General features: G+C 62.7%; 22 protein-coding genes. 12 read left to right on the top strand and 10 right to left on the bottom strand.

Going from position 1 to position 23,774, the window contains the following annotated elements:
* Nucleotides 1–70: 70 nt before the first annotated feature.
* The 3 genes from ACO550_RS17535 (at nucleotide 71) to ACO550_RS17525 (ending at nucleotide 4,291) form a co-directional block, all read left to right on the top strand.
* Nucleotides 71–1,228: an acyl-CoA dehydrogenase family protein gene (locus tag ACO550_RS17535; protein ID WP_315593252.1), complete on the top strand. Its 1,158-nt coding sequence runs from the start codon at nucleotides 71–73 to the stop codon at nucleotides 1,226–1,228.
* Between the two features lie 106 nt (nucleotides 1,229–1,334).
* A complete protein-coding gene (locus tag ACO550_RS17530) occupies nucleotides 1,335–3,425 on the top strand; it encodes an acetate--CoA ligase family protein (RefSeq protein WP_315593251.1) in 2,091 nt (696 codons plus the stop codon).
* The gene (locus tag ACO550_RS17525; protein WP_315593250.1) at nucleotides 3,422–4,291 is read left to right on the top strand and encodes an alpha/beta fold hydrolase; all 870 of its coding nucleotides are present in this window, start codon (nucleotides 3,422–3,424) and stop codon (nucleotides 4,289–4,291) included. The genes ACO550_RS17530 and ACO550_RS17525 overlap by 4 nt, the downstream gene beginning before the upstream one ends.
* A gap of 21 nt (nucleotides 4,292–4,312) precedes the next feature.
* Here ACO550_RS17525 and ACO550_RS17520 read toward each other — a convergent pair whose 3' ends face one another.
* The 5 genes from ACO550_RS17520 to ACO550_RS17500 all read right to left on the bottom strand — a co-directional run bounded on the left by ACO550_RS17520 (nucleotide 4,313) and on the right by ACO550_RS17500 (nucleotide 9,285).
* The gene (locus ACO550_RS17520) at nucleotides 4,313–5,170 is read right to left on the bottom strand and encodes an IclR family transcriptional regulator domain-containing protein (protein WP_315593249.1); all 858 of its coding nucleotides are present in this window, start codon (nucleotides 5,168–5,170) and stop codon (nucleotides 4,313–4,315) included.
* Between the two features lie 11 nt (nucleotides 5,171–5,181).
* Nucleotides 5,182–6,300: an NAD(P)/FAD-dependent oxidoreductase gene (locus tag ACO550_RS17515; protein WP_315593248.1), complete on the bottom strand. Its 1,119-nt coding sequence runs from the start codon at nucleotides 6,298–6,300 to the stop codon at nucleotides 5,182–5,184.
* Nucleotides 6,301–6,363: 63 nt separating this feature from the next.
* Nucleotides 6,364–7,395, bottom strand: a complete 1,032-nt coding sequence (locus tag ACO550_RS17510; protein WP_315593247.1) for an amidohydrolase family protein — start codon at nucleotides 7,393–7,395, stop codon at nucleotides 6,364–6,366.
* Between the two features lie 37 nt (nucleotides 7,396–7,432).
* Nucleotides 7,433–8,413 carry a tripartite tricarboxylate transporter substrate-binding protein gene (locus ACO550_RS17505; protein WP_315593246.1) on the bottom strand — a complete coding sequence of 327 codons (981 nt, stop codon included), beginning with the start codon at nucleotides 8,411–8,413 and terminating at the stop codon, nucleotides 7,433–7,435.
* A gap of 143 nt (nucleotides 8,414–8,556) precedes the next feature.
* On the bottom strand, nucleotides 8,557–9,285 hold the full coding sequence (locus ACO550_RS17500; RefSeq protein WP_315593245.1) for a helix-turn-helix domain-containing protein: 729 nt from the start codon (nucleotides 9,283–9,285) through the stop codon (nucleotides 8,557–8,559).
* Nucleotides 9,286–9,468: 183 nt separating this feature from the next.
* Between ACO550_RS17500 and ACO550_RS17495 the strand changes: the two genes are divergently transcribed.
* From ACO550_RS17495 to ACO550_RS17455, 9 genes are all read left to right on the top strand, one after another.
* Nucleotides 9,469–10,440 (top strand): tripartite tricarboxylate transporter substrate binding protein, encoded by a 972-nt coding sequence (locus ACO550_RS17495; protein WP_485994915.1) that lies wholly within the window; start codon nucleotides 9,469–9,471, stop codon nucleotides 10,438–10,440.
* Nucleotides 10,441–10,490: 50 nt separating this feature from the next.
* Nucleotides 10,491–11,189: an RraA family protein gene (locus tag ACO550_RS17490; protein ID WP_315593243.1), complete on the top strand. Its 699-nt coding sequence runs from the start codon at nucleotides 10,491–10,493 to the stop codon at nucleotides 11,187–11,189.
* Nucleotides 11,186–12,127, top strand: coding sequence for an NAD(P)-dependent oxidoreductase (locus tag ACO550_RS17485; RefSeq protein ID WP_315593242.1), 942 nt, complete (start codon nucleotides 11,186–11,188; stop codon nucleotides 12,125–12,127). The genes ACO550_RS17490 and ACO550_RS17485 overlap by 4 nt, the downstream gene beginning before the upstream one ends.
* Before the next feature lie 128 nt (nucleotides 12,128–12,255).
* The gene (locus ACO550_RS17480) at nucleotides 12,256–13,182 is read left to right on the top strand and encodes a tripartite tricarboxylate transporter substrate-binding protein (RefSeq protein WP_315593333.1); all 927 of its coding nucleotides are present in this window, start codon (nucleotides 12,256–12,258) and stop codon (nucleotides 13,180–13,182) included.
* 38 nt (nucleotides 13,183–13,220) lie between these two features.
* Nucleotides 13,221–14,144, top strand: coding sequence for an SMP-30/gluconolactonase/LRE family protein (locus ACO550_RS17475; protein WP_315593241.1), 924 nt, complete (start codon nucleotides 13,221–13,223; stop codon nucleotides 14,142–14,144).
* On the top strand, nucleotides 14,141–14,998 hold the full coding sequence (locus ACO550_RS17470) for an amidohydrolase family protein (RefSeq protein ID WP_315593240.1): 858 nt from the start codon (nucleotides 14,141–14,143) through the stop codon (nucleotides 14,996–14,998). Before ACO550_RS17475 ends, ACO550_RS17470 begins: the two co-directional genes overlap by 4 nt.
* A 30-nt stretch (nucleotides 14,999–15,028) precedes the next feature.
* The gene (locus ACO550_RS17465) at nucleotides 15,029–16,033 is read left to right on the top strand and encodes a Bug family tripartite tricarboxylate transporter substrate binding protein (protein WP_485994919.1); all 1,005 of its coding nucleotides are present in this window, start codon (nucleotides 15,029–15,031) and stop codon (nucleotides 16,031–16,033) included.
* Nucleotides 16,034–16,108: 75 nt separating this feature from the next.
* On the top strand, nucleotides 16,109–17,002 hold the full coding sequence (locus ACO550_RS17460) for an amidohydrolase family protein (RefSeq protein WP_485994918.1): 894 nt from the start codon (nucleotides 16,109–16,111) through the stop codon (nucleotides 17,000–17,002).
* Nucleotides 17,003–17,018: 16 nt separating this feature from the next.
* Nucleotides 17,019–18,323, top strand: a complete 1,305-nt coding sequence (locus ACO550_RS17455; protein WP_315593237.1) for an MFS transporter — start codon at nucleotides 17,019–17,021, stop codon at nucleotides 18,321–18,323.
* An 18-nt stretch (nucleotides 18,324–18,341) separates the two neighbouring features.
* Here the strand turns inward: ACO550_RS17455 and ACO550_RS17450 are convergent, their stop codons facing one another.
* Genes ACO550_RS17450 through ACO550_RS17430 form a run of 5 tightly spaced genes read right to left on the bottom strand, consistent with a single transcriptional unit; the run spans nucleotide 18,342 to nucleotide 23,772 of the window.
* Entirely contained in the window at nucleotides 18,342–19,172 is an 831-nt protein-coding gene (locus tag ACO550_RS17450) for an enoyl-CoA hydratase-related protein (protein WP_315593236.1), read from the bottom strand.
* Nucleotides 19,165–20,829 (bottom strand): FAD-dependent oxidoreductase, encoded by a 1,665-nt coding sequence (locus tag ACO550_RS17445; protein ID WP_315593235.1) that lies wholly within the window; start codon nucleotides 20,827–20,829, stop codon nucleotides 19,165–19,167. The genes ACO550_RS17450 and ACO550_RS17445 overlap by 8 nt, the downstream gene beginning before the upstream one ends.
* Nucleotides 20,826–21,311: a Zn-ribbon domain-containing OB-fold protein gene (locus ACO550_RS17440; protein WP_315593234.1), complete on the bottom strand. Its 486-nt coding sequence runs from the start codon at nucleotides 21,309–21,311 to the stop codon at nucleotides 20,826–20,828. Before ACO550_RS17440 ends, ACO550_RS17445 begins: the two co-directional genes overlap by 4 nt.
* Nucleotides 21,308–22,486 carry a thiolase C-terminal domain-containing protein gene (locus ACO550_RS17435; protein ID WP_315593233.1) on the bottom strand — a complete coding sequence of 393 codons (1,179 nt, stop codon included), beginning with the start codon at nucleotides 22,484–22,486 and terminating at the stop codon, nucleotides 21,308–21,310. Before ACO550_RS17435 ends, ACO550_RS17440 begins: the two co-directional genes overlap by 4 nt.
* Nucleotides 22,483–23,772 carry a CoA transferase gene (locus tag ACO550_RS17430; RefSeq protein WP_315593232.1) on the bottom strand — a complete coding sequence of 430 codons (1,290 nt, stop codon included), beginning with the start codon at nucleotides 23,770–23,772 and terminating at the stop codon, nucleotides 22,483–22,485. The genes ACO550_RS17435 and ACO550_RS17430 overlap by 4 nt, the downstream gene beginning before the upstream one ends.
* Nucleotides 23,773–23,774: the final 2 nt, after the last annotated feature.

Genomic DNA, 23,774 nt, shown 5'->3' with positions numbered 1-23,774 from the left:
CGCGAAGTTCTCAACTCGACCTCGATGGGCGATCCTGACACCTGTCAAGAATCCAACGAGAGAGACAGAAATGAATTTCGAACTTAGCGAAGAACATCAGGCCTTTGCGGAATCCGTCCGCCGTTTCGCTCAAGACAGGCTGGCACCGGGTGCACTGGAGCGCGCACACTCCGCTCACTACCCGTGGGATGCGGCCAGCATGCTGGCAGAGCAAGGTCTGCTGGGCATCGCTTTCCCGGAAGAAGATGGCGGCCAAGGCGGCACGCTGATGCACGCAGTGATCGCCATTCAGGAGGTGGCGCTGGTCTGCCCGAAGAGCGCGGACATTGTGCAGGCGGGCAACTTCGGCCCCATCCGTACCTTCGTCGAGTATGCGTCGGCCGAGCAGAAGGCACGCTTCCTGCCTGACCTGCTGGCGGGCAAGAAGCTGATTGCGCTGGGCATGACCGAGCCGGACGCCGGCTCTGCCGTGACGGAGCTCAAGACCTCGGCGCGCCTCGATGGTGACCATTACGTCATCAACGGCAGCAAGATCTTCTCGACCCACAGCCCCGAGGCGGAACTCTTCCTGATCTACGTGCGCTTTGGTCCGGGCGTTGGCGGTATCGGCTCGGTGTTGGTTGAGCGCGGTGCGCCTGGCTTCCAGGTCGGCGAGCCCTCGAAGTTCATGAGCGGCGAGGAATGGTGCCAGCTCTACTTCGAAGATTGCCGCATTCCGAAGGAAAACCTGCTGCTGGGCGAAGGTGGTTTCAAACGGCAGATATCGGGATTCAACGTCGAGCGCCTGGGCAATTCGTCGCGCTCGCTGGCGCTGGGCCGTCATTGCTTCAACATCGCCAAGGAACACGCAAAGATCCGCAAGCAGTTCGGCCGCGAGCTGTGCGAGTTCCAGGGCATCCAGTGGAAGTTTGCCGAGATGGCGCTGAAACTCGAATCGGCGCAATTGCTGCTGTACCGCGCAGCGATGGAAGGTGAGCACGGCCTGCCGTCGGCACATAGCACGGCGATGGCCAAGCTGGCCTGCAATCAGGCGGGCTGGGACGTAGCGAACGAAGCGCTGCAAGTCATGGGCGGCATGGGCTATAGCCAGGAATCGATCGTCGAATATTGCCTGCGTCGCATCCGTGGCTGGATGATTGCCGGAGGTTCCATCGAAGTGCTGAAGAACCGCATTGCAGAAGGCGTGTTCGAACGTACCTTCTCGCAGCGCCCGCCGAAGGCCGGCTGAGTCTGCAAGATTCTGCAGATCGTCGCCGATCCGGCGAAGCACGCAAGAGATACAAGAGACACAAGAGACACGAGACACAAGCGATACACGAGACACTGGATTGACTATGAACACCTCCGCTTCGAACCATGCAGATGCAGCTTTGGCCCAAGCGCTCCTGGCTCCCAAAAGCGTGGCGCTGTATGGCGCCTCCGATGACGCCGGGAAAACCGCTGGCCGTCCGCTCAAGTTCCTGCGCGCGGCAGGATTCCAGGGCAAGATCTATCCGATCAACCCGAACCGTCGTACGGTGCAGGGCGAGACCGCCTATGAAAGCCTGGCTGCGTTGCCGGAGGTTCCGGAGCACGTCTTTATCCTGACGCCGACCAATACGGTGCTCGAAGCCGTAGCGGAATGCGCGAGCTTGGGCGTGAAGGTGGTCACTATCCTGGCCAGCGGGTTCTCAGAATCGGGACCGGAAGGCGCGGCGCGCGAGGAAGCGCTGCGCAAACTCAGCAAGGGCACCGGCATCCGCGTGCTGGGACCCAGCAGTCTGGGCGTTATCAACCCCAATGTGGGCCTCGTCCTGACGGCCAATGCCGCATTTGCCGAGCCCGAGTTGCCCAGCGGCAAGGTATTCGTGGCTTCCCACAGCGGCAGCATGATCGGCTCGCTGGTTTCCCGTGGTAAAGCGCGCGGCGTAGGCTTTGCAGGTCTGGTGTCCGTCGGCGGCGAGGCGGATCTTTGCGTCGGCGAAATCTGCGCGGCAACGCTCGACGACCCGTCGATCGAGGGCTACCTGCTGTTCCTCGAAAGCCTGCGTCATGGCGACCAACTGCGGGCCTTCGCACTGGAGGCGGCAAGGCGCGGCAAGCCGGTCATTGCCTACAAGCTCGGTCGCTCGGCCGCCGCAGCGGAAATGGCTGCTACGCACACTGGGGCGCTTGCCGGTGAGGATGATATTGCTGACGCCTTCCTGAAGGATCTTGGCATCGCTCGCGTTGGCATTCTCGAAGCGTTGCTGGAGACCTTCCCGTTGGCCAAGCGTATTCCGCTGCCGACCAAAGAGTCTTCGCTGCGCCGGGTTGGTGTCGTGACGACTACCGGCGGTGGTGCAGCGATGGCGGTGGATCAACTGGGCATCCGTGATGTGGTCGTCGAACCCGCTTCCGCGGAAACGCTGGCCAAGCTGGAAGCCGCCGGTATTGCCGTCTCGCCGGGCCGGGTGCTGGACCTGACCCTGGCCGGTACGAACTACAGCGTCATGAAAGGCGCACTCGACATCATGTTCGAAGCGCCGGAATTCGATGTGGTGTTGGCGGTGGTGGGATCGTCCGCGCGCTTCCAGCCGCATCTGGCCGTCAAGCCGATTATCGACAGTGCTTCGAGCAGCAAGCCTCTGGCGGCGATGCTGGTGCCGGACGCCCCCGAAGCCTTGCGCTCGCTCACTGAGGCTGGTGTGCCGTGCTTCCGCTCGCCGGAAGCTTGCGCCGATGCCATTGCGTCGCTGTTGGCGCGCCGCGCGCCCGGCAAGCAACCGCTGGCAACCGTAGACCTGAGCGGTGCGAAGCCGTTGAGCGAAGCGCAGGCCTACGTCATTCTCGACCAGGTAGGCGTTCCGCATGCGCCCGCGGTGACCATGCCTCTGGCAGGTCCGGCGAGCCAACTGCCGTTTGCATTCCCGGTCGTCGCCAAGGTGTGCTCACCAGAAATTCCCCACAAGACGGAAGTGGGCGGCGTGGTCCTGGGCATCAAGGGGCAACCCGAACTTGAGTCGGCCCTGGCGACGTTGCGTGAAAGCCTCCGTGAGCATGCAGGCGACAAGCGTTGCGACGTGGTACTGGTCCAGCCGATGACGAAGGGGCTGACTGAAGTTCTGGTGGGATACCGTGTCGATCCAGAGGCCGGCCCAATCGTGATGCTTGCCGCAGGCGGTATCTGGGCAGAGGTCGCGCGTGATCGAAGCATCCGCCTGGCGCCAGTGACGGTAGACGTGGCGCGGGAAATGATTGCCGAGGTGAAGGCGCTGAAGACGGTGTCCGGGCTGCGTGGCAAGAAAAAGGGCGATCTCGAGGCGTTGGCAAAGGCCGTATCGGCCTTGTCCCAGCTTGCCGTGAAGCCTGAGCTTCGGATCGCGGAAGCCGAGGTCAATCCGCTGATGGTGCTCCCGGAAGGCGAGGGCGTACTGGCGGTCGATGCGCTTGTACTGCAGGCATGATGATGACATCGGCGGCTAGTTCCACGGCGAGGCCGGAAGAGATTCTGGACCGGCTCAGCGCGCTGGCCACACTTCGCAGGGACCGCTCAGGGCCCACGGAGATCGTCTGGCGAGAAATTGGCCAGGGGACGCCGCTGGTGCTGATTCATGGTGGACACGGCAGCTGGATGCACTGGGTGCGCAATATCGAAGCGCTCAGCCGGCAGCACACGCTGTTGCTGCCGGACCTGCCAGGGTTTGGGGACTCGGCTTCGCTGGAGGGAGATGCGCACGCTGCCGACCGCCTGGATCGTCTTGTCGAAACCGTCGCGCGCAGTCTCGAAGGATGGTTCGGAACCGCCGACGACTTCGGGCTGGCCGGCTTCTCGTTTGGCGGCCTCGTCGCCGCGCGTCTGGCGGCGGCGTTGCCCAATGTCGGCAAGCTTGCCTTGCTGGGTTCGGCAGGGCACGGCGGAACGCGACGCCAGCGAATGGAAATGATCAACTGGCGTACCGAAGATCGGGATCAGATGTTGCATGGTTTGCGGCACAACCTTGCCGCGCTCATGCTCCACGATGCGGCGAATATTGACGCGCTCGCCATGCGCGTACATGAGCAGACTTGCCTTGCCACGCGTTTCCGAAGCAAGGCCATTTCACGCGGCGCGCTGCTTGAACCAGTCCTCGACAGCTATCAAGGGCCCACGCTTCTGATTTGGGGCGAGCACGACGTCACGGCGAATCCCGTCGAGGCAGCGCAGAAAATTGCAGGCGGTTCACCGCATCGGGAATGGTGCCTGGTGCCCGGTGCCGGGCATTGGGTGCAGTACGAACGGCCGGACGAAGTCAATCAGTTGCTGTTGCGGTGGTTTGCCGAAGGCAATTGATCGGCGCATATGTGACAGTGCCTACGCCGGATACCATGTCGATTTGATCGGCATTGCGGGAAGACCACCGAGCGAATAGCTTAGCGACGCCGCCGCGCGCACAACGCTTGGTGCCAGCTTGTGCAACTTGGGCACTGTCAGTCGGGTGGTCGGGCCAGAGATGCTCACGGAACCGAGAACGACACCCTTGGCCCCGGTGACCGCAACGGACACGCTTGCGGCGCCTGGATTGCGCTCGCCGCGCGTCACGCAATATCCCTGCTTCCTGATCGACTCGTAAAGAACTCCCGGCCGATTCAATGCGGCCAGGATGACCTTGCCGGCCGAGCCACTTTCAAGCGGCAGCAATTCGCCCAGACGGACATGATGTCGAAGGCCGCGAGGTCCTTCAACGCGCATCAGGCATGCGCGAACATTCTCCTCATAGATGAAGAACGACGCGCTTTCACCGGACGTTGCGGTGAGGTCCTGGAGGATGGGTTCGATGACAGCGTGCGCATCGAATTGGGCCTGGTATCGGGAGCCAATGAATGCGGCGGCGGGACCGAGGCGCCACGCGCCGTCTTCGCGTTGCACGAGGAAGCGCGATGCGGCCAGCGTCCGGGCAAGGCGAAGCGTGGTTGGCTTGGGCATGCCTGTGCGTCGTGCCAGGGAGCCCAGCGATACATATACTTCGTCGCCGGAGAAACAGGTAAGAATCGAAAGGGCGCGAGCCACCGATTGCACGGTCGTACCGGGTGGTGCGTCTTCGCCGGATGCAGCGGCCTTGTCGGTGCGGGTTGGTCGCAGGCTCGCAGGCACGAGTGCACCCCGTGAAGTGAGCCGCGAGTCGGCATCGTCAGGCCTCCGGGTGGAAACAGGACTCTTGGCGATGCCCATACGGAATCTCCTCAGGAATGTTTGTCCAGCAGGGCCGCCACATACTGGCCGATGGCAAGCGACGACGTCAGTCCCGGTGACTCGATGCCGAACAGGTTGACCAGACCGTGCACGCCATGAACCTGTTCTCCCTGAATCAGGAAATCGGTGTCGGTGTTGTGCACGGAACCTGGCCCTGCAAGCCGCGGTCGGATACCGGTATAGCCGGGCTGAAGGGTGCCGTCGCGCAGGCCGGGCCAGAACCGCCGTATGCCTTCGTAGAAGCGGCTCTCCTTGCCTTGGTCAAACGTGTAGTCCACTTCGTCGCGCCAGTCGATGTCGGGTCCAAACTTGCATTGTCCGCCCAGGTCTAACGTGACATGCACGCGTAACGCGGCTTCGCGTGCGACTGGATAGACCAGGTGCGAAAACGGCGAGCGTCCCTGCAGCGTGTAGTAGTGGCCGATGGCGTAGTGTACCTTCGGTATGACTTCGCGCGGAACTCCGTCGATCGACTGTGCGACCTTGTCCGCCTGCAGGCCTGCCGCATTGACGAAGTGTCTGGCCAGCAGCCGCATCGGCTCCGCACCGCCCACCTGCAGCTCGATGCCCTCGCTGGTGACCTTGCCTCCCGTGACCGGACTATTCAGTACGAGACATGCGCCCGCGGCTTCCGCGTCGCCCAGGTACGACAGCATCAGGGCGTGGCTGTCGACAATGCCAGTCGATGGCGAATACAGCCCCGCGACGGCAAGTATCTCGGGTTCCAGCGCGCTGACACTACGGGCGTCGAGCAACTGGAGGTCGTTGACGTCGTTGGCCTCGGCCAGCTTCTGGTATTTGTGCAGGCCGTCGATTTCAGCCTCATTCGTTGCGACAATCAGTTTGCCTATGCGGCTGTGACCGATGCCACGTTCGGCGGCATAGGCATAGATGGCATCCCGGCCGCTTTGACACAGTCGCGCTTTCAGGGAGCCGGGGGCATATGAGAGCCCGGCATGCAGGACTTCCGAGTTGCGCGCACTCGTATGCGTGCCAAAGGCGTTCTCTGCATCGAGGATCAGCACTTCGTGCCCGGCCTGGGCGATGGCTCGCGCGATGGAAAGTCCCACCACGCCAGCACCTGCGACAACACAATCTACGCGTTCCATATGTCTCAATGAGTTTGCAGGGACATGGCAGTCCCGGTTCACGGTGCTGGCGACAATGCACGGTCACACAGTGACGAAGCGGCGGCTTGCCCAGGATGCGAGCCGCGGGTAGACACGGAGCGCGTTCTTGAAATAGATGTTGTCCCGGTCAGCATCGGCGAGATCCCTGGCTGCGTCGATGTAGCGTCGCGTGTCGTCAAAATGGAAGCCGGTCTCGGGATCCACGCCCTGCACGGCGCCGAATGCCTCCGAGGCGAACAGGATGTTCTCGGTGGGTACCACCTTGAGCAGCAGGTCGATACCAGGCTGGTGATACACGCAGGTATCGAAGAACACGTTTCGCATCAGCTGGCTCAACGGCGGCCGTCCCATTTGCCGGGCCAACCCGCGGTAGCGACCCCAGTGATAGGGCACGGCACCACCGCCATGCGGAATCACCAGCCTCAGCGTCGGGAAGTCGACAAAGACGTCGGACAACAGCAGTTGCATGAATGCCGCGGTATCGGCATTCAGGTAGTGGGCGCCCGTGTGATGGAAGTTCGGATTGCACGAACAACTCACGTGAATCATCGCGGGCACGTCGAGTTCCACCATGCGCTCATAGAGCGGATACCAGTATCGATCGGTCAGTGGTGGGCCGGTCCAGTATCCATCGGATGGATCGGGGTTGAGATTGCAGCCGACGAACCCGAGCGACGTTACGCACCTTTCCAGTTCGGCGACGCAGCCGTCCAGGTCATGCCCGGGAGACTGCGGCAATTGGCATACACCAGTGAATTGATCCGGGTACAGCGTTGTCACGCGATGGATGAGGTCGTTGCACGCCTGCGACCAATGCAGGCTCGTCACGGGATGGCCCACGTGATGGGCCATGGCACTGGCCTTCGGCGACAAGATCGTCATGTCGATGCCGCGCTCCCGCTGCAAGCGAAGCTGGTTTGTCTCCAGGCTCTCGCGGATCTCGTCGTCACCGATGCGGAAGTCAGGAGGCAGCGGTGGAGCGCCGGGTTCAAGCAGTCTGGCGACCTGCCGTGCGCGATAGGCGTCCAGCGCTTTGGGTGCTGTGGTGTAGTGTCCGTGGCAGTCGACGATCATGTTTGTTCTCTGCTGTTACTCGCACGCCGGCAGGTCATCAGTTCAGCGAGATGTTGGCGTTGCGGATGATCCGCGCCCACTCGGCGCTCTCGCGATTCGCGACGCTGCTCATCTCTTCCGCGGAGGTGACATGCAGATCGACGCCCTGGGCATCCAGGCGGTCGCGCAGGGCCTTGTCCTTGGCGATCTCGGCTAGCGCGGTGTTGAGGCGATTCACGGTATCGCGCGGTGTGCCGGCGGTGGTGTAGATGCCGTACCACGTGGTGTACTGAAACCCGGGCAGCCCGGATGCGGAAATGAGAGGAATGTTCTTGAGGCTCGGTGACGCGGATGGTGCAGTCACGCCGATCGCGCGAATGGCGCCCTTGTCGATCATCGCCTTCAGGCTCGGGTAACTGCTGAACGCCGCCTGGATCTCGCCTGCGGCCAGGTCGTTGAGGAGCAGTGCGGTGCCCTTGTAAGGGACGTGATTGACTTCGATCTTGGGCGTTGCCTTGAACTGCTCCATACCAAGGTGAGCCAGGCCGCCCACGCCGGCCGAGCCAAAGTTGACCTTGCCAGGATTCGCCTTGGCATACGCAATCAGGTCTTTGGCGGAGTTCACCGGCAACTTTGTGCTGACAGTGAGTACATGGGGGCTCGTGGTCACCATGCCTACCGGGGCCAGCCGCTTCGCTGCGTCCGCAACGCTTTTCGTCAGCAGCGGTTGCACGACGACGTTGCCGGAGGCCGCGAACAGCAGCGTGTAACCGTCAGGCGTCGCACGACTCACCGCGCTCATGGCAGGGTATCCGGCGCCGCCTCCGAGATTGTCGACGACAAACGGTTGGCCGAGCACCTTGCCCAAGGCAACCCCGATCTCGCGTGCGACCACGTCGGCGGGCCCGCCTGCGGCAAAGGGTACGACCAGCTTGACTGGCCTGTTCGGGTAGGGGCTGGTCTGCGCCTGCGCGTGAAGGCAGGGCAGTATCGATGCGATGCAGAAAAGCGTGGTTCGAACGCGTGAACGTACGTGCATGGGTTGTCGTCTCCTGTGCCTGAAGAATGCCGGCGTTTTGCTTGTGCGGCGATTCTATGGCGCAGGATTGACAATCCCAACGGTGTTCCATCAGGTGAAACGCAGGCGTGCGGGCATCAACGCCATGGAGCCATGCAGTGGCTTCAATCGTGGACGTAGTTGCCTGTGCTGTAGACCTTTTCGCACCATGCCGAACTAGCGCCGAGGAGCCGCGACAATTTCGTGGCCGCCACCAGTTGCACGCGGGAGATCTCGGTACGATCCGCTGCCTCCAGGCGCGACGCGGGCCCGGACAGTGTGAGTGACGCCATGAACTTGTCGCCCGCGCCGAACAATGGCGTGGCGAATGCCGCGGTGTAGATGTCTCGCACGCCGGCGGTGAACCATGGCAGCGCCTCGTCGCGCTTCGCTGATTCCTCTTGCTTGCCCCAGTACTTGAGTACGGATCCGATTGCCGTGTCGTCCAGCGGCAGGATCGTGCCGGGCAAGCGCGACTCTCGCAATCCTTCGCTGGGCTCGGCGCGATACAGGCACATGCGCTGCTCGTCGCCGTGCAGCACGTAGTACGACGCGCTTTCTTTCGTGGCCAATGCCAGTTCCTGCAGCACCGGTTCGATGACGGAGCCTAGCTGGAACGATTGCTCGTAAAGCTTGCCGAGATAGAGCACACGCGGCCCCAACGCAAAGCGGCCATCGGCGGTGCGCACCACATAGCTCATCCGCTCCAGCGAATTCAGCAAACGGAAGACGGTGGTCTTGTGCATGCCCGACGTGCTGGACAGTTGCGCGAGCGTTTGAATCTCCGCGCCAAGCCGGAAGCAGTCCAGCAAACCTAGCGCCTTTTCGACGGCGGCTACCCCGTGGTTACTCATCGATCAATCCCGGTGCAAGTTTTGGTCATTGTACTGTGTACAACGCCATTTTGTATCGTACAAGGGTATACGCCAAGTGGACGGAAGACTTTAACGGACTATAGTTCTCTCAGATTTATGAAACGATGTTGTACAGAGTACAACGCAAACAGACGCCAAGGCGCGATAAAGCGGAGACAACGAATGCATCCAGTCCGATCCCTTCTACTTATGGCAATTGCGATCACCGCGACCACCGCGATGCCCGCTCACGCGGCGTGGCCAGACGACCGGCCCATCGAGGTGTACGTCGGGTTTGCGGCCGGAGGAGGGACCGACCTGCTGGCCCGCGCCATGGCGCCGTACCTGCAGAAGCATCTGGGCGGCAAGGCCCGCATCGTTGTTGTCAACAAGCCCGGCGCATCGGGCGAGATCGCCTATTCGTCGCTCTCGCGTGCGGCGGCGGACGGCTACACGATCGGCATCGTGTCCACGCCTTCGCTGCTGACCATCCCCATTCAGCGCAAGCCCAAGTACGACCCGGCGTCCATCGTCCCACTGGCGCGCGTGATTGACGATCCGGCGATGTTCGTGGTGGCGGGCGACAGCAAGCTGGCTTCGCTGGCAGATCTGGTCAAGCAGCTCAAGGCCAACCCTGAAGGCTTGTCGATGGGTAGCAACGGCATTGGCACGAACGGGCATATGGCCGCGCTGGCGTTGCAGCAGGTGACCGGCGCCAAGGTCAACCACATCCCGTTCGCCGGTACGTCGCAGAGCAAGACGAGCCTGCTCGGGCATCACATCGACGTGATGGCGATGAGCACCACCGAATACACCGAAGCCGATCGCGCTTCGAAAGACGTGAAGGTGCTCGCGCAACTGGGCAATGAGCGTCGCTCTGGCCTGGTGGCAGATGTGCCGACGGCGCGCGAACAGAAACTCGACATCACGATCTCGTCGGAGCGTGGCTTCGCGGTGCCGCGTGGCGTGCCGCCGGAAATCGCCAAGCGTCTGCAGGCCGCGATCGAAGCCACGACGAAAGACCCTGAATTCCTGGCTCGCGCCGTCAACGAGGCGCGCGGCATCTCATACCTGTCCGGCACTGCATGGACCCAACACATGGCCACGCAGCGCGGCAAGTTCGAAAGCCTCTGGAAGCTCGCTTCCGCGAAGTAAATCCCCTGGCAGATCCCCCTTTGTTTGACCGTCACATCTGGAGTCGATACATGAGCACCCAATCCAAAGCATCCCCCGCGATTCGTCGCGAATATGAGCGCGTTTCGCCCGAACTGGTTGAGCGTGCATCGAAGTTTCAGGCAGCCATCCTGGCCGACGTGGTGGGCCGTCGCGGCACGCTGAACGCCCGCGTGCAGGGCCTGTCTCCCGCCATGAAGGTGTGCGGTCCGGCGTTGACGGTGGAAGTGCGTCCCGGTGACAACCTTATGTTCCACGTGGCGCTGGCCATTGCCCAGCCTGGCGATGTCATCGTGGTCGACGGCAAGGGCGACCAGACCGCGGCCCTGTGCGGCGAAATCATGGCCACGCAGGCGCAGGCATCTGGTGTGGCGGGCTTTGTGATCGACGCCGCCGTACGCGATTCGCATGAGCTGGGCAACGGCCCGTTCCCGGTGTTTTCCGCCGGCACCAATCCGTGCGGCCCCACCAAGGCCATCGGTGGCCTGGTGAACTGGCCGGCGTCGGTGGCTGGCGTGGCCGTCAATCCGGGCGACCTGATCGTGGGCGATGCCGACGGCGTGGTGGTGATTCCGCGCGAAGACGTTCCCGTGATCCTGGAACTGGCACAGAAGAAGGTGGACGCGGAAGCCAAGCGCATCGCCGCAATCAAGGCCGGCGAGCTGCGTCCGGGCTGGCTGGACAAGGAACTGCGTGCCGCCGGCGTGCTGGCCGAGGGTGAGTCGCTGTGAGCGCCGTAAAGAAACCCGTTTTGCTGGTTACGGGCAACGACCTCGCGCCGCAGGCGCTGGCGCTGCTCGATGATTTCGACGTCTGCTTTGCTGGCAAGCAGTGCAGCGAAGATACGGTGGTTGCACTGGCGAAGGAGAAGGACCCGGTCGCGATCATCGTGCGCTACGGCAAGATCGGCACGAGCGTGATGGACGCCGCGCCATCACTCAAGGTCATCTCGAAGCATGGCAGCGGTATCGACGTGATCGACCAGAAGGCCGCAGCCGAGCGCGGCATTGCTGTCAAGGCCGCCGTCGGTGCGAACGCTGCCGCCGTGGCCGAACACGCCTGGGCGCTGATACTGGCTTGCGCCAAAGCCGTACCGCATCTGAACGACCGCATGCGCGGCGGCCATTGGGACAAGTCGACGCACAAGACCATCGAGCTGAACGGCCGCACGCTTGGCGTGGTCGGGCTGGGTGAAATCGGTCGTCGTGCGGCGGTTACCGGTGTCGCGCTGGGCATGCGCGTGATTGCGTTCGATCCGTTCGCGAAGGCGGCGCCCGAAGGCGTGACGCTGGTCGACCTGGCACAACTGTTCCGTGAGTCTGACGTCGTGTCGCTGCATTGCCCGCTGACAGAAGAGAACCGGGGCATGCTGAACCGCGAAACGCTGGCCACGTTCAAGGATGGCGCAATCCTGGTCAACACCGCACGTGGCGGGTTGATCGATGAACCCGCACTGGTCGAGGCGCTGGAGAGCGGCAAGCTGTACGCCGCCGGGCTGGACAGCTTTGCTGTCGAACCGATGCCCGTGCCGCATCCGTTCCAGCAGGTGCCGAACCTGATCCTTTCGCCGCACATTGGTGGCGTGAGCGACGCGGCCTACGTGAACATGGGCGTAGGCGCGGCGAAGAACGTCATTGCGGTGTTGCAAGGCGCCGCAACGCCGGCTTAAGTTGAGATAAGAATCGTCGCGGGGGGGCGGGGCCCGGCCAGCAGGTCGGGCCTCGACAACCACCGCGACCGCAGGAGACAACAATGTTGAATCGCGTCATTCCTCTGTTTACCGTCGTCGCCACGCTGATGGGCGCCGCATCGGCGCCCGCATTTGCGGCGTATCCCGACAAGCCCGTCCGCATTGTCGTACCCAATCCGCCTGGCGGCGCCGTCGATGTGGTGACCCGCAAGATCGCGCAAAAGCTCACGGTGCAGATGGGCCAGAGCTTTGTCGTCGAGAACAAGCCCGGCGCATCCGGCACGATTGGCACCACGCAAGTGGTCAATGCACCAGCCGACGGGTACACCTTGTTGGCCAATGACAACTCGTACACCACGCTGCCGTACGTCTTCAAGAAGCTGAACTGGGACCACCAGACCGCGCTGGTGCCGATCGCACCGTTCGCGTTCTCGCCGGTGGTGCTCGGCGTAAAGGCCGATTCGCGTTTCAAGGACCTGGCTGCGCTGGTCAGCTACGCCAAGGCGCATCCGGGTGAAGTCACGTTCGGCACCGGTGGCCCGGGTAGTTCGCCGCATTTCGCCGCCGAAGCCTTCCAGCAGGCAGCGGGTATCAAGCTGATGCACGTGCCGTACAAGGGCGCGGGCGAGGCCATGGTGGGCCTGCTGGGCGGAAGTGTCGACCTGCTCGTGGTATCCACGCCTACGGCGCTGGCGCCGGTGAAGGGCAACCAGATGCGACTGCTGGCCATCAGCGGCAAGAGCCGTGTCGCGGTGTTTCCGACTGTGCCGACCTTTGCGGAAGCGGGCGTGCCGACGTTCAGCCTGTTCAACTGGTCAGGGCTGGCTGCGCCGAAGGGCACGCCGAAGGAAGTCATCGCCCGCCTGCAGGCCGAGATCCAGAAAGCCCTCCAGGCGCCGGACATGAAGGAATTCCTCGCGCAGATGGGGTCGCAGCCAGGCAACCTCGATAGCCCCGCGTTTGCGCAACTGATCCAGCGGGAAACTGCGCAATGGGCCCCGGTTGCAGCGAAGGCCAATATTGAAAAGCAATAAGGCGTACAACCACGCGTATCACCACGCGGAGAATCATCATGCTGCTGCTTCAGCCACCTGCCGTGCGTGACGCGACGGTACTCACGCGCCTGCCGGAATCGTTTCGCCGGCAGGATCGGGACAATGCCTGGTCGCTTGCCAATCGCGGCGGTGCGGTAACCGATTCATTCCTGGAAGGCCCGGTCTGGTCGGATGGCTATCTCTGGGTGACCGATATTCCCTATGGCCGCGTGTTCCGTGTGTCGATGCAGGGCGACTGGGAACTGGTCGCCGAGTTTGACGGCGAGCCCAATGGCATGAAGCGCATGGCCGGCGGCGACTTCCTGATTACCGATTACCGCAATGGCCTGATGCGGCTCGATCCCAGGACCGGCACTGTCACCCCGTTTCTCGAACGCCGGAATTCGGAGCGCTTTCGCGGTGTCAACGACCTGACCTTCGATTCGGTGGGCAATCTGTATTTCACGGATCAGGGCCAGACCGGCATGCATGACCCCACGGGCCGGGTCTACCGCCTGTCACCGGACGGCAAGCTCGATATCCTGCTGGCCAACGCACCGAGCCCGAATGGTCTGGTGCTGTCGCCTGATGAGAAGGTGTTGTACGTGGCCATGACTCGCGGCAACTGCGTATGGCGGGTGCCGTTGCAAGCCGATGGGTCGGTCAGCAAGGTGGGGCAGTTCTTCACGTCGTACGGTCCGAGCGGTCCCGACGGGCTGGCGATGCGTGCCGACGGCTTCCTGCTGGTGGCCAATCCGGGCCTTGGCTACGTCTGGGTGCTGAATCACCGCGCCGAACCTGTCGAAGTGATTCGTACACCCGTAGGTGCGTCGCTGACCAACCTGTGCTTTGGTGGCCCGGACGGCAAGACGCTGCTGATGACCGAATCCACCACCGGCACGATCCTGAGTGCGGAGATGCCGCAAGGCGGCGCGCCCGTGCATGGCGGACGCCTGGCATGACGGTGCAGTCAACCCCGGTTATCGAGTTCGCGGGTGCATGTGATTGCCATACGCATGTGTATCTCAGCCGCTATCCGGTTGCGCCAGAGGCCAGGCTGCGTCCCGCCGATGCGTCGGTCGACGATTATCGGCAGGTCCAGCGCGAGCTGGGCACGCAGCGCGTGATCGTGGTGACGCCATCTACCTACGGCACCGATAACGCCAGCACCATCGACGCCATCGCGGCGTATGGCGAATGCGCGCGCGGTATTGCCGTGGTAGGCGCCGACATTGCCGACGCGGAGCTGACACGTCTGCACCACGCTGGCATCCGCGGCATCCGCCTGAACCTGACGCTGCCCGCGCCCGTTTCCCTCGACGATCTGCCGTCGCTGGCCGCGCGTATTGCCGCATTCGGCTGGCATGTCCAGCTCAACCTGCCGCCCGAGTGGCTGCCCGACGTGGCTGGCATGCTGGCCAAGCTGCCGGTGCCGATGGTGTTCGACCACTACGGTCATCTGCCACTCGGCAAGCCCGAGGCAGAGTCTGCCTTTCGGGTGATTGCCGATCTGGTGTCCGCCGGCAAGGCGTGGGTGAAGCTGTCGGGCCCCTATATCGAATCGCTCGACGGGGCGCCTGACTATCGCGACATGCAGCCGCTGGCTGCACGCTACCTGAACCTTGCGACGGAACGCATGGTGTGGGGATCCGACTGGCCGCATCCCTCGGCGCAGGCCAAGGGTGGCGCACCCATCGACGATGCCGCCGTGCTGCGGACCTTTCTGAACTGGTGCGGATCGTCCGACACGGCACAGCAAATACTGGTTCGCAATCCGCAATCGCTTTACGGGTTTGGGGACCTTACCCCGGCCTGAGTCGTACCGCCAAGAAGAACTGGAGACATGATGTTCAAATCGCTTCACCTGACCGCCCGCATGTGCAAGCTGGGCGCTTCGATGTGCCTGGCCGCCGCGTCGTTTGCCGCTGGCACAGCCCATGCGCAGACCGATTGGCCAAACGGCAAGGTCATCAACTACATCGTGCCGTACCCGGCGGGTGGCACGACCGATATCCTGGCGCGCCTGATCGCACAGAAGGTCGGCCAGGCGCTGCATACGACCATCATTGTGGAAAATCGTCCGGGTGCCACGGGCGCCATCGGCTCCGCATTCGTCGCGCGCTCGGCGCCCGATGGCTACACATTGCTGGGTGCATCCACCGCATCGCACGCGATCAATCCCGCGCTGAATCCGAAGCTGCCGTACGACGCCGTGAAGTCGTTCGCGCCAGTAGCGCTGTATGGCACGATTCCGAGCGTGCTGATCGTCGGGCCGAACAGTTCCTATCAGAACGTCAAGGACCTGATCGCCGCAGCCAGGCGCAAGCCCGACGCTGTCAGCTACGCCTCGGGTGGCAGCGGCACCATCCTGCAGATGTCCGCCGAGCTGCTCAAGGAACAGCAGGGCGTGCGGATGACCCACGTGCCTTACAAGGGCGACGTCCCGGCGATCCAGGACGTAATGGCGGGCCACGTCGATTTCATGTTCGCGCCCACCGCACCGATCCTGCCGCATGTACAAGCCGGCAAGCTGCGTGCACTCGCCGTGGCAACCGCCGCGCGTGTGCCAAGCCTGCCCAATGTGCCGACGATGGCCGAAGCCGGTGTGCCGAATTTCGAGGCCGAGCAATGGCAGGGCATCTTCGCGCCGGCAGGCACACCGCCCGCCATCGTGCAACGCCTGAACGCCGAGATCAATCGCGCGCTGCAAGACCCGGAGGTCAAGGCCCAACTGGGCAAACTCGGCATCAAGATCATCGGTGGTTCACCCGAGAAGCTGACCGAGATCCAGAAGGCGGACATCGCCAAGTGGAGCCGCGTGGCCAAGGCCGCCAATATCACGCTGGAGTAAGGCATGTTCGATCCGTCTATCGGCGAATCCTCCAGGGCATGGACCCGCCGCAGGTTCGTCGTCGCGTCGGCAGTGATGCTCGGCGCGCCGCTGGCCAATGCGGCGGCCCGACAGGCCGTGCCGCATTCGCAGGGTGAAGAGGCGCCGACGCTGGTGGCACCGGAAAACGCGTGTGACTGCAACATGCATATCTACGATCCGCGCTTCGCATCGTCGCCGCACTGGAAGAATCCGCCGCCGGTTGCGCCGGTGGACGCCTACCGGCTGTTCCAGCGGCGCATCGGCACGTCGCGTACCGTGGTTGTCACGCCTTCGACGTATGGCATCGACAACAGCTGCACGCTCGACGCCGTACGCCAGCTTGGCGCGAGCGCAAGGGGCATTGCAGTGGTCGATGCCGACGTGGCGGATGTCGAATTGAAGCGGCTGGGCGATGGCGGCGTGGTGGGCCTGCGCGTGAACTTCGTTTCGGCCCAGTCCTGGGGCACTACCACGCCGCAGATGCTTGAAACGCTGGCGCAACGCGTGCACCCGCTGGGCTGGCACATCCAGGTGCTGATGAATGCCGACCAGATCGTCACGCATCGCGCCGTACTGGAGCGCCTGCCCACACCAGTGGTGTTCGATCATCTGGCGCGTATTCCGCAACCCGCGGGCATCCATCACCAGGCATTTGGCATCGTCACGGCGCTGATGCGGCAGGGCAAGGCATTCGTGAAGCTGTCCGGCGCATATATGGATACCGCCACCGGCGCGCCGGAGTATGCCGACGTTTCCACCGTGGCGCGTGCCTTCGTCGACGCAGCGCCGTCGCAGGTGGTGTGGGGCAGCGACTGGCCGCATCCCACCGAGAAGCAAAAGCCCGATGACGCGGTGCTGTTCGACCTGTTAAAGCGTTGGGCGCCCGATGAGAAGGTCCGCCGACAGATTCTGGTCGACAACCCGACCCGCCTGTATCAGTTTGCATAACCATTGGAGCAAGACGTTGTACACCGCAGTTGCCGAACACAAGGAAGCGAATCTGGAAGCCGATACGATCAGGAAGATTACCTGGCGCATCGTGCCGTTCCTGATGGTCTGCTATTTCTTCAATCTGCTGGACCGCGTGAACCTCGGCTTCGCGGCGCTGGAGATGAACAAGGACCTGGGCTTCAATGCAGCCGTCTATGGTCTGGGAGGGAGTATCTTCTTCATCTCCTATTTCCTGTGCGAAGTGCCCAGCAACCTGGCACTGCAGAAGGTAGGCGCACGGCGATGGATTGCCCGCATCATGATCTCGTGGGGCATGGTGTCGGGCGCCATGGCCTTTGTGTCGGGCGAGACGTCGTTCTATACGATCCGGTTTCTGCTCGGCGCCGCCGAGGCGGGATTTTTTCCGGGCGTGATCCTTTACCTGACGTACTGGTTCCCGTCCGCATACCGTGCACGCATCGTGGCAACGTTCATGGTGTCGATCCCGCTTGCCAGTTTCCTGGGATCGCCGCTGTCGGCGGCGCTGCTGCACGTGCATGGCTTCATGGGACTCAACGGATGGCAATGGCTGTTCATCCTGGAGGCGTTGCCGACAGTGTTGCTGGGCATCGCATGCCTGTTCGTGCTGACGGATCGGCCGCAAGTTGCCAAATGGCTCAGTGCGGAGGAGAGGGATTGGCTCAACGACCGTCTGGACCGTGAACGTGCGGGCAAGAAACTGGTGGGCAAGGCGTCGATCTGGAAGTTGCTGCGCAACCGCCACTTCCTGGTGATGGCAATCGTCTGCTCCGGTGCTTCGGCGGCAGGCACATCGCTGTCGCTGTGGCAGCCCCAGTTGCTGAAATCGTTCGGCCTGACCACGTTCGAGACCGGCATGGTGAATGCGTTGCCCTACGGCCTGGCCTGCGTGGTCATGGTGCTGTGGGGGCGGCATTCGGACAAGACGGCCGAACGCCGCTGGCATACCGCCATCCCGCTCGCGTGCATCGCGGTAGGTCTGTTGACCACGCTCGTCGCACCGTCGTTGCTGCCCACTATCGGCGGACTGAGCCTGGCATTGGCCGGCGCCTACTCGTTCAAGGGCCCGTTCTGGACGCTGTCATCGACATGGCTCGATTCGGAATCCGCGGCGGCAGGGCTGGCGGGCATCAACGCGGCATCGAACCTGATTGGCGGCGGGATGGTCTCGCTGATCGGTCTTATCAAGGCGTCGACCGGAAGCTATGGCCTGGCCTTGCTGCCGATCGTCGGGCTGGCGTTGGTGGGCAGTGCCTCGCTGCTGTGGATCAGCAGGAGGGATACCGTTCAGAAACAATAGCAAGCCATCGCGGGGGTGCTATCGCCCCCGAAATATCGGCTTACGCTTCTCAAGAAACGCCTTTGTGCCCTCCTGGCCATCCTGCGATTCGTAGCAGATATTCTGCGCAGCCGTCTCGCGAGCCAGTGCTTCACGTAGGCCCCCCTGACCGTGTTGCTGGATTGCGCGTTTTGCCAACTGCACAGGAATGGGAGCATTGCGGCAGATCGCGCGGGCCATGTCACGCGCAGTGTCCATCAGTCTGTCAGGTTCATGGAGACTGCTGACCAGCCCAATCCGCAATGCTTCGTCAGCATCAATCGTGGCTGCGGTAAATATCAGTTCGTATGCCTTGGAATGCCCCACGATGACGGGCAGCAAGTAGGAGCCCCCGTAGTCGGGCATCATCCCTCGTTGCGTATGGGATTGGGAAAAGCGCGCGGTGCGTGATGCAAGGCGGATGTCTGCTGCCAATGCCAGGTTCATACCGGCACCCATTGCCGGCCCATTCACTGCCGCAATGACTGGTTTGCGGGATTCGTAGACGGCGAGCAGGGTCCTGTCGCGCTGCGGCTCGATCTTGTCATCGAGCGGTCGGCCATGCACGGTTCGCTCATGGATCTCCCTTAGATCGCCACCCGAGCAGAATGCACTGCCGGCACCCGTCAGGATAATGACGCGCACGCCGTCGTCACGCTGAGCGGCTTCCATCGCTTCAACGATGTCCTCGCGCAGCGTGCCACCCAGTGCATTCCTACATTCGGGACGATTCAACGTGATGATGGCGATTTCGTGCTCACGCGCATAGAGCATGCTGCCGATCTGGATAGTAGTTGGGTCGATCATGTCATTGAAATGATTGTCACGCACTCGAGGCATGCATGCCAACGCGATACCCGAATACCAGAGCGGGCCCAAGTGTGGCGCCAGGCCCCGGATAGGCGCCTTTCAAGACAGAGGCCATATCGTTGCCGCAGGCGTACAGTCCGTCGATGGCAACATCGCCCGTCGCCAGCACACGTCCGTCCGCATCGGTCCTGAGTCCCGTGCAACTGGCGGCGTCCGCCGGCCACACCTGTACCGCATGGAAGGGCGCGGCGTGGATGGGGCCCAGGCAGGGGTTCGGTTGGGTGGGATCGCCGTTGAATCGGCTGACTTCGGTGCTGCCCTTGTGAAATGCCGTGTCTGTGCCCGTGTCCACGAAACCATTGTGTTGCGCAACACTGGCTGCAAGGCCCGCGGCGTCGATCTTAAGCTTTTCAGCCAGCTCCGCTAGCGTGGGCGCGGAAATCAGGTAGCCCGAACGTTCATATTCGCGCGGGTTGCGTGTTCCGGGTGGAACGATACCGATGCCATACTTCAGCAGGAACTTGTGGTCGCAGACCAGGTAGGCGGGAACGGTGGCATCCGATGACTTGTTGTCTGCCAGCATGCCTTCCACAAAATGGTGATAAGACGCACCTTCGTTGACAAAGCGCTGGCCTGCACGATTCACGGCGATCAGCCCTGGCTTTGCCCGATCGAGATAAAGATGGGGAAACAGTCGGTACCCGCCGTCCGCGTCAGGAATGCGGGAAACCGGCTGCCAGAGAAAATCGCGGGCATGGTGCTCGAACGACGCACCCACCTCCATCGCGGCGACCATTGCGTCGCCGCGAACGCTTGCCAGGGCCAGTGAATCGAATGCGAGTGAGCCTGCACGACGGCGTAGCGCAGTGTTGTGACCTATTCCGCCAGTCGCCAGGACCACGCCTGTACGGGCTCCAATGCGTTCGGTGCGCGCGCCCGTGGCTACAACAATGCCGCTGATCCGATTGCCGGTTTGTTCAAGCTTGATGAGCTTGGTGTTGTATCGGATATCAACCCCGGCACGCACAAGGCTGTACAAAAACCTCGCAACCAGCGCATTGCCAAGTACCAGGCGGGTGCCGCGCGCGTATGAAAGCCGATCCTTGGCGTAGCGGCACACCAGTTGGACCGTGCGGCGGAATGCAGGCCATGAGCGATACCGCTGCACCAGCGCCTGTACGTCGCCCTTGTTGGCCATCATGCCCCCAAGAACCAGGAAGTCCTTCAGGGGAGGGCGGACTCTGTCGAAGTCGGCACCAAGCCGTCGCCCGTCGAATTCCACTGGCGACAGCGCGCGTCCGTTCAACGCGGCGCCTGGCAGGTCAAGATAGTCTGGGTGTTTTCCCGCGCTGGAAAAGGCGAGTTCGCACTCGTTCTCCAGGAATTCGATGGCCGGACCTGAACTTTCGAAGAAGGCTCGCCGGCGGCCAAGGGGGTCATCGGAACCTATCAGCGCATCGAGGTAGCGCGCCCCTGCCTCGATGCTGTCATCGTAGCCTGCCGCACGTCCGTGTCGATTGCCCGGCAACCACAGCGTACCGGCCGACGTGGACGTGGTGCCGCCGACCTGATTGCTGGCCTCGCAGATCAGTACCTTGAGTCCATGGTGAGCGGCGGCGAGCGCCGCGGTCATGCCGCCAGCGCCCGCACCGCATACGACAAGATCGTAGTCCGTCATGGCTTTTGCGGTAGTGAATCGGCCGCCGACTCGACGAGTCGCCATTGCAGCAACGAGTAAGGCGGGGTCGCATCATGGTGGTGCTCGAATACACCTTCCACTTCAGTGCCGATCTCGACCTCCTGCAGAGGGTCACCGAGGAGGTTGCCGACGATGCGCACATTGCCCGCTTGCGGCAGTTCTACCAGCACGGCAAGGTATGGACCGCTTCCGGCAAGGGCATCGTGGGAAGCATGCCAGATGCGCTCCCAGCTATAAACGCGACCGCGTGGCGCCACCTCTCGCCAACCCGGGTCAAACTGGTGGCATTGATGGCAGAGCCATTCCGGTCCAAACTGCCACGTTTCGCAATGATCGCATCGCTGCATTAGCAGGCGGCCTTCGCGCAGGCCGTTCCAGAACGGCGCGGAAAGCCCATCGGGCTCCGCCACGGGAATGGGAAGTCCGGCTGGAAGATACGGTGTGTCCGAGACGATAGTCATTGGGTTGCCTCCGATCCCAGCAGAAGGTTGCTGACCGGGGTAACCATCGGTCCCCCAATCACCAGCGCCACGTCATTGTTCTGTGCCTGATTGCAGGATGTGCCCCGGATCTGCCTGACGGCCTCCAGGACGAGTTCGAAGCCGTGCATATAGCATTCCGCCAGATTGCCGCCACTTGTGTTCAGTGGGAGCTTGCCCGTCGAGGCAATGAGATTCTCAAGCGTGAGGAACTCGTTGGCGTCCTCTGGCTTGAAGAAGCCGTGCTCGGCCAGTGCCATCACCACGCCACCGGTGAAGTTCTCGTAGCTTTGCACCACCCCGACATCGGAAGGGCCAATGCCGGCCATCGCAAACATGTCGGGAGCGACGGTGTCGAAACTCGCGCTGCCGTACAACGGCGAGTTGTGGGGAATGGCGCCTGTGCGGTAGCCCGATCCGGAGGCCGCACCCAGGATGTATGCAGCCTTGCCGGGGAAGTCTTTCGCGCGCTCCGCGGGCACCAGGATCAGCGCCGCGGCGCCATCGTTCTCCATGCAGCAGTCGTAGAGATGGAAAGGCTCGGCAATCCACCGTGACGCATCGTATTTTTCCTCGCTAAGCGGCTTGCCGAACATGACTGCGCGCGGATTGGATTGCGCGTGATGGTACGACGCGAGCGCAATGGCACGCAGCGCCTCCTGGCGAACGCCATGATCGTGCATGAACCGTCTCACGCGCATGGCAAATCGTTGGGGAGGAGCCAGTACTCCATAAGGCATGAGGTATGCCTTCTCGCCCGAAATCGTGTCGATGCCGGTCGTGCGTCCGAACCTTCCAAATTGCCCTTGGGCGAGGGAGCGAAAGACCACGACGCAGTCTGCCAGGCCAGCCTGAATCGAGGCGGCGCCATTTGCCACGGCGCCGCAACAGCCGCCACCGCCGCCGCCCCATTGCATGGTCGTGGCCCGAAGTCTCGGCAGACCCAGCGCGGCGGCAATCCGCGAGGGGTCGTTACGGTCATCGCTGAAGGACGAGAAGCCATCGATCTCGCGAGGACTGATGCCGGCATCCTGGCAAGCCGCTAGAATTGCCTGCAGAGCGAGTTTGAATTCGCTGTCGGGTGATTTTCCGTGGCGGTAGTACTGGCTCTCGCCCACACCAATAACCGCGACCTGGCCCTTCAATGTTCGAGTCACGATGCGGATTCCCCGGAGAGTTCGCGTTGGTCCTTGCCCAATGCTCCAGCGCAGCGGAGCACATCGAGTTGGCTGTCGTCGTAACCGAGCACGTCGCGCAGTACTTCAAGCGTGTGCTGGCCCACAGCGGGGGCCGGCTTGGGGTCGACCATGGGCGTATCGCTATAGCGAATCGGTGAGGCGATATTCGGCACCCACCCAACCTTGGGATGCGCGATGCGGCTGACGATGCAACTCTCGCGCGCCTCCGGCGAGCGAATTGCATCGCCGACGCTTCTGACTTCACCGCTAGGAACGCCGGCCTTGCGCATGAGGCCCTGCCAATGACTCCATGGGTGCTCCGCGAATGCCTGGTCCAGGATCCCGAACAGCGCTTCGCGGCGCGCGCGGCGCAGGTCACCGGTTGCATAGTCGGGGTCGGCGGCGAGGTCCGGGCGGCCAATGACCTGCGTCATCAGGCGCTGGAAGATGCCGTTGTTGCCGGAGTTGATGTAGAACGCGCGGTCCTTGGCCTTGAAAACGCCAGACGGGCACGTGTCGGGGCTCGTATTGCCATGCCGTTGCGGGTCAGCGCCGCTGAACAGATGCTGCATCGGCGCGTAGCCGGTCATCAGCACTGCGTTATCGAAGAGCGCAATTTCAATGGCCTGGCCCTTGCCGGATTTCTCGCGCGACAGCAGTGCGCCCAGGATGGCGTTGCAAGCCATCATGGCTGTGCTGATATCCATCACCGGCGACAGCGCGCGCACGCCTTCGCGGTCGGCGTACCCGTTCATCGAAACGAATCCGCTTTCGGCCTGCGCAATAGGGTCGAAGCCGAGGCGGTCCGAGTAAGCGCCGCTCCGGCCGTACGCCGAGACCGAGCAATAGACCAGGCGAGGGTGGTCGCCTTTGAGGCTCGCGTAATCGAGCCCGAAACGCTCCATGACCCCCGTCGAGAAATTTTCGACAACAACGTCCGCGCTGGCGACCAGCTCACGCGCAACCTTGAGGCCTTCAGGGGTTTTCAGGTCGATGGCAATGCTTCGCTTGTTGCGGTTCGACCAGAGAAAGGGCGCGCCCTGGCCCAGTTCAGCGTGGACAGGAGGGTACTGACGGAAGTCATCGCCGCGGCCAGGCGCTTCGATCTTGATCACGTCAGCACCCATGTCGGCCAGCATCATCGTGGCAAACGGGCCGGCAATGAAGTGGGTGAAGTCCACTACGCGGAGACCGGCAAGCGCAGTGGGGGCGCCAGCGGGGCGGGGCACGTGAGCGGGGAAATCGGCTTCGAGGTTTTCAAGCATGT

The organism is Cupriavidus sp. (assembly GCF_057315035.1).
This window is presented reverse-complemented; position numbering and strand designations above follow the sequence as displayed.

Excerpts from the sequence above, each read along its gene's own strand:
- ACO550_RS17535 (WP_315593252.1), top strand. The coding sequence starts at position 71 with ATGAATTTCGAACTTAGCGAAGAACATCAGGCCTTTGCGGAATCCGTC.
- ACO550_RS17530 (WP_315593251.1), top strand. The coding sequence starts at position 1,335 with ATGAACACCTCCGCTTCGAACCATGCAGATGCAGCTTTGGCCCAAGCG.
- ACO550_RS17525 (WP_315593250.1), top strand. The coding sequence starts at position 3,422 with ATGATGATGACATCGGCGGCTAGTTCCACGGCGAGGCCGGAAGAGATT.
- ACO550_RS17520 (WP_315593249.1), bottom strand. The coding sequence starts at position 5,170 with ATGGGCATCGCCAAGAGTCCTGTTTCCACCCGGAGGCCTGACGATGCC.
- ACO550_RS17515 (WP_315593248.1), bottom strand. The coding sequence starts at position 6,300 with ATGGAACGCGTAGATTGTGTTGTCGCAGGTGCTGGCGTGGTGGGACTT.
- ACO550_RS17510 (WP_315593247.1), bottom strand. The coding sequence starts at position 7,395 with ATGATCGTCGACTGCCACGGACACTACACCACAGCACCCAAAGCGCTG.
- ACO550_RS17505 (WP_315593246.1), bottom strand. The coding sequence starts at position 8,413 with ATGCACGTACGTTCACGCGTTCGAACCACGCTTTTCTGCATCGCATCG.
- ACO550_RS17500 (WP_315593245.1), bottom strand. The coding sequence starts at position 9,285 with ATGAGTAACCACGGGGTAGCCGCCGTCGAAAAGGCGCTAGGTTTGCTG.
- ACO550_RS17495 (WP_485994915.1), top strand. The coding sequence starts at position 9,469 with ATGCATCCAGTCCGATCCCTTCTACTTATGGCAATTGCGATCACCGCG.
- ACO550_RS17490 (WP_315593243.1), top strand. The coding sequence starts at position 10,491 with ATGAGCACCCAATCCAAAGCATCCCCCGCGATTCGTCGCGAATATGAG.
- ACO550_RS17480 (WP_315593333.1), top strand. The coding sequence starts at position 12,256 with ATGGGCGCCGCATCGGCGCCCGCATTTGCGGCGTATCCCGACAAGCCC.
- ACO550_RS17475 (WP_315593241.1), top strand. The coding sequence starts at position 13,221 with ATGCTGCTGCTTCAGCCACCTGCCGTGCGTGACGCGACGGTACTCACG.
- ACO550_RS17470 (WP_315593240.1), top strand. The coding sequence starts at position 14,141 with ATGACGGTGCAGTCAACCCCGGTTATCGAGTTCGCGGGTGCATGTGAT.
- ACO550_RS17465 (WP_485994919.1), top strand. The coding sequence starts at position 15,029 with ATGTTCAAATCGCTTCACCTGACCGCCCGCATGTGCAAGCTGGGCGCT.
- ACO550_RS17460 (WP_485994918.1), top strand. The coding sequence starts at position 16,109 with ATGCTCGGCGCGCCGCTGGCCAATGCGGCGGCCCGACAGGCCGTGCCG.
- ACO550_RS17445 (WP_315593235.1), bottom strand. The coding sequence starts at position 20,829 with ATGACGGACTACGATCTTGTCGTATGCGGTGCGGGCGCTGGCGGCATG.
- ACO550_RS17440 (WP_315593234.1), bottom strand. The coding sequence starts at position 21,311 with ATGACTATCGTCTCGGACACACCGTATCTTCCAGCCGGACTTCCCATT.
- ACO550_RS17430 (WP_315593232.1), bottom strand. The coding sequence starts at position 23,772 with ATGCTTGAAAACCTCGAAGCCGATTTCCCCGCTCACGTGCCCCGCCCC.